General features: G+C 53.0%; 5 protein-coding genes and 1 pseudogene. 2 read left to right on the forward strand and 4 right to left on the reverse strand.

Annotated features, from left to right (window positions below; all coding sequences use genetic code 11):
• Together ACTF5Z_RS11240 and ACTF5Z_RS11245 are read left to right on the forward strand one after the other, a co-directional pair.
• A partial coding sequence (locus tag ACTF5Z_RS11240) for an enoyl-CoA hydratase-related protein (RefSeq protein ID WP_438985714.1) occupies positions 1-253 on the forward strand: 253 nt, incomplete at its 5' end.
• A 10-nt stretch (positions 254-263) separates the two neighbouring features.
• Positions 264-1,496: an acetyl-CoA C-acetyltransferase gene (locus ACTF5Z_RS11245; protein ID WP_438985715.1), complete on the forward strand. Its 1,233-nt coding sequence runs from the start codon at positions 264-266 to the stop codon at positions 1,494-1,496.
• 78 nt (positions 1,497-1,574) lie between these two features.
• On the opposite strand, the gene ACTF5Z_RS11250 is transcribed toward ACTF5Z_RS11245, so the two are convergent.
• From ACTF5Z_RS11250 to ACTF5Z_RS11265, 4 genes and pseudogenes are all read right to left on the reverse strand, one after another.
• Entirely contained in the window at positions 1,575-2,453 is an 879-nt protein-coding gene (locus tag ACTF5Z_RS11250) for a DUF2889 domain-containing protein (protein ID WP_438985716.1), read from the reverse strand.
• Between the two features lie 104 nt (positions 2,454-2,557).
• Positions 2,558-3,022, reverse strand: a complete 465-nt coding sequence (locus tag ACTF5Z_RS11255) for an acyl-CoA thioesterase (protein ID WP_438985717.1) — start codon at positions 3,020-3,022, stop codon at positions 2,558-2,560.
• Between the two features lies 1 nt (position 3,023).
• Positions 3,024-3,470 carry a PaaI family thioesterase gene (locus ACTF5Z_RS11260; RefSeq protein ID WP_438985718.1) on the reverse strand — a complete coding sequence of 149 codons (447 nt, stop codon included), beginning with the start codon at positions 3,468-3,470 and terminating at the stop codon, positions 3,024-3,026.
• 77 nt (positions 3,471-3,547) lie between these two features.
• A pseudogene (locus tag ACTF5Z_RS11265) lies at positions 3,548-4,516 on the reverse strand (acetyl-CoA acetyltransferase); the annotation flags it as partial.

A 4,516-nucleotide genomic window follows, 5' to 3' on the forward strand; every position in this document is an offset into this window, starting at 1 on the left:
CCTAATTAACCAAGTAGTCGCAGCGGGAACGGCACTCGAGGGCGCCAAGGCCCTGGCTGCCAAGATCGCTGCCAATGGTCCGCTAGCGGTAGCCAAAAGTAAAGAAGTGGTCGACAGCGCACAAGACTGGACCAGTGACGTTATGTTTGCCAATCAAAATGCAATCGTCACGCCGGTCATGAACAGTGAAGACGCCATTGAAGGTGCGACGGCTTTTGCCGAAAAACGTGCACCCGTATGGAAAGGTCGCTAAGGAGAATATCATGGCAGAAGCATGGATTATTGACGCCTGTCGCACTCCGCGCGGCATCGGTAAAAAAGGCAAAGGCGCACTCGCGGACCAGCATCCTCAGCATCTTGGAGCTACCGTATTGGCAGCCATTGCCGAACGCAATCAACTCAATACCGCAGAAGTTGACGATATCATTTTTGGTACCAGCTCACAGCGCGGTCAGCAAGGCGGTGATTTAGCCCGTATGGCAGCACTTGACGCCGGCTACGACACTCGCGCCTCTGGCGTTACGCTCGACCGCTTCTGTGGCTCTGGCATCACGTCGGTCAACATGGCCGCGGCATCCGTCATGAGCGGCTTTGAAGACCTAGTCATAGCCGGTGGCTGTGAGATGATGTCGACCTTTGGTTCAGACCCAACGCAATCGCCCTTTATCGACAGCGACAACCTGCGTTTACGCGAGCGTCATCCCCAGCCCCATCAGGGAATTTGCGCGGACGTTATTGCCACCTTGGAAGGCATTGATCGTACCGCACTTGATTCGTTGGCAGTGGTCTCACAGCAGCGAGCAGATTACGCGATTAAGAATGGGCATTTCGCCAAAAGCTTGATCCCTGTATATCGGCCAGATGGGTCCCTAGCACTCGATCATGAAGAGTTCCCGCGTCCCAGCACAACGCTTGAATCGCTCTCAGCACTGCAACCGTCGTTTGCGCCAATGGCGGACTATCCCCTAAACGAGGCAGGCACGACCTACAAACAGTTGGTGCATCAGGCTTATCCCGGCTTAGATATCAAGCACATGCATCACGCAGGCAACTCTTCGGGCGTAGTCGACGGCGCTGCGGCCATTCTGATGGCCTCACCTGACTATGCCAAAGCACACGGTATGAAACCTCGCGCGCGTATTGTTGCTATGGCGAATATGGGTGACTCGCCCGAGCTTATGCTGAACGCCCCCGTTCCGGCGGCGAAAAAAGTACTGCAAAAAGCCGGCATGCAGATTTCGGACATCGATTTGTTTGAAATCAACGAGGCCTTCGCCGTTGTTGCCGAGAAGTTTATTCGTGATTTAAATCTTGATCGCGACAAGGTAAACGTCAACGGTGGCGCCATGGCGCTTGGCCACCCGATCGGTGCTACCGGTTCGATTTTAATCGGCACGATTCTGGATGAACTCGAGCGTCGCGACCTGCAGTTTGGCTTGGTGACGATGTGCGCCGCCGGCGGTATGGCGCCCGCGATTATTATCGAGCGCGTTTAAACCAACCCTCTCGGGTAGGGCTCGTTAGAGCCTTACCCCCTTCCCTCTTGCACTATTGAACACGACAATACTCGAGCGCTAACTCAGATAATTCGCCAAAACCGGCACTTCCGCCAGGCTTCTGACAGCATCATTGAGATGGGTACAGCCTTCGATCCGGGCTAGGCGTTTTAACACGGTTGTTCTTAGCTCTTTCACCGGGGTCCCAATCAGACGATCAAGATTAGCAATGGCATTTGGGCACTCTGGGTAAGGTAAGATGTGCGGTTCCGCATCAAGACGCGTCAGCGTTCCGCTTACTGTATCGATAGTGGCCTGCAAACAATACTCATGAACGGCTACGCGGGATCCATCTGCCCTACTCGCTGTGTCCTGAAAATACACCTCGGCTCGAGTGACATCACCCTCTGGCCAGACGTCGATTCGGCGCGCTCGCCGCATCGAGGTTTCACAGTATTCGGCCATTACAGGCCATCCATCGGGGTCTTCAGGGTTCACTAAAGACTTTACCACTGCACAACGTTCGCTGGTGGTACTGCCCAACTCACCCGATAACGAGGTAGAACCCTCGGCAAAACCGAGACAAACGTTCATCATCGTTTGTCTTAAACTCGGATCTTCAACCACCTGAATATTAAAATCGTCCACATAGCCCGGACGTTGAGTAAACGCCCAACCCGCAATCAAACTGGCGCCAGACAAGTCATCGAGCAATAAATACAGTGGCGTACCCGCTTTGCGCTCGTCTGGAAAGCGCTCTTGCAAGACTGCACGCAAGTAAGCTCCGCCGGTGAATCCTGCGAGAGCACTTACATCGCAACGACGACAGCATGACTCAATAGACAATATCTTTCGATCCATGGTGACGCTCGCCGTGAAGTCGTCTTGCACCAGCACTTGTATCGGGTGGTCTTGCTCCGTGGTTAAAATGTCGCGCCCACAGCCTACAAACTGCATAGGGCGCTCTTCGCCATCCGGCCATGTCATATCAATGTGGGTGGTTCGCCTTACCGAATTGGGGCGGCGTAAAGGGCTGTGCCCATAAGGTGTGGGCAGCTGCTTCACTCTTGTACCTCAACACCCTCAAGATTCATTAAGAATTGACCAGCCGCCTGGCGCAATTCGTCGCTCATGGGCGAACTCTTGCCATTTTCACCATTGGCAATCGTCGATTGATTGACCGCTACGCAATCGCCCTGCTCATTAAACATCGCGCAACTCAGCGTATACGAACTTGACCCAATACGCATAACGCCGACGCCGATCGTGACATCCGATGGGTAATTCATTTCTGCTAAGTAGAATATGTGGGTCGCGACCAACATCAATCGATCTCGACGCCCAAAATGACTCAAGTTGTCTGATTTATGCAAGGCCAGATTAAAGCGTATTCTCGACTCTTCGAATAGCCGGGCAAAGGCGACATTGTTGATGTGCGCCAAGACATCGCAATCGCCATATCGGGTGCTGAGTTTTATAGTGAATGGATAGCGGACTAAATCGCATTGAAAGCTTTGATAGCGCATATTACGCATCTCTTACCGGCTGAGTCCCACGACGTATCTCCGCCGACTTCATAACGGCATCTGCGTGGCCTACCACTTGCCCATCAACCACGTAATCACAGGTCGAAAACACCAGCTCTCGCCCTTCTTTGGTGACTTTTGCGCGCACTTCAATCCACGACCCTACCGGTACACCGGTGTAAAAACTCATATTAAAGCTAACGTGTACGCTAAAGCGATTAGTCCCCTTGCGCATAGTCACAGCGTGACCCGTTGCGATGTCACCTAGAGTCATTAAAAAACCACCGTGTGCCATCGGTCCGCCATTACGATAGTCGTCTAATACCCAAGCGCCGATATCAACGCTATCTGCGTGCTCGCGATAATACACTTCTAAATTGTCAATAAACGGCACTGCCACTTCGAAAGCACAGCGCACAAACCCCTCAGGGATCACATTGTTACTCATACAATACAACTCACACTCAAAGCCCCACTCTAACAACTCGGCGAGTCAAACCCTACCGCATTACTTTGAACACACTGTCACACAATCACGAACGTGTTAACGGACTGACCCGCGGTTATGGCGATGGCAGCGCCCAGAGCTAGTTCACCCATTCTTTGCATCACGTCAGGATCGGGTGATACGGCAATCGCCCGATGTCCTGTTGCCGCGCTTCGACCAATCGCAATGGCAACCTGGGGTTGATCACCTCTGTAAATCACTGTGTAAGTTTCTAGTTTGTAATTACCTGCCGGTTCCAGATCTAGGGGAACAGACCCAACTGCATCAAGTTCGACCTGTGTACGGCTGTTGCCATTGTCAGGCCAAGCGCAGGGCTCGGTCGAGTAAATACCGACTGAGTGTTTTGACATGTAGCCACCATTGGCACCCACTAGAGCAAAGGCCCCACGATCTGCACGAGCGCACGCTACCGCCTCAGCAATACCGTGCATCGAGTAGTTATTGCCGGGACCACCAAAATAGGGGAGCCCACCGGTAAGGGTATAAGGCACATCCCCATTAGAGGGCAATCCGAAATGATCCAGGGCGTTGAACACTGCAATAGGGAAGCAGCTATAACAATCGACGTAGCGCATGTCAGCAAAGGTCTTGCCAGCGGCAGCCAGTGCGACGTCGTAAGCACTGTGCATGGCAGGACTTACACCTAAATCGGGACGTTCCAACACAACCCTCTCAACGGTATCGGCGTAGCCATGGACATACACCCGCTTATCGTCAGCAATACCCAACGAATCGGCAAGCGCGCTTGACACTATAACCACCGCGGCACCCTGATTCACCCAGTCCCTTGCTACAACGCTTTTGGGATGCGGATCGCCCACCATACGATTGCGCTCGGTAATTGTGGCGATTTCGGTTGCGCTCAGGGTTTTTTGACTCATCGCATAAGGGTTGCTGGCCGCCACTTCTGTAAACGGCGCGAACAATGCTCCCATTTGCAAAGCGTAATCTTCGGAAGAAAGCCCCAGACTTAACCTTCGGGCTTG

This window comes from Aequoribacter sp., assembly GCF_965659035.1.
GTDB lineage: Bacteria > Pseudomonadota > Gammaproteobacteria > Pseudomonadales > Halieaceae > Aequoribacter.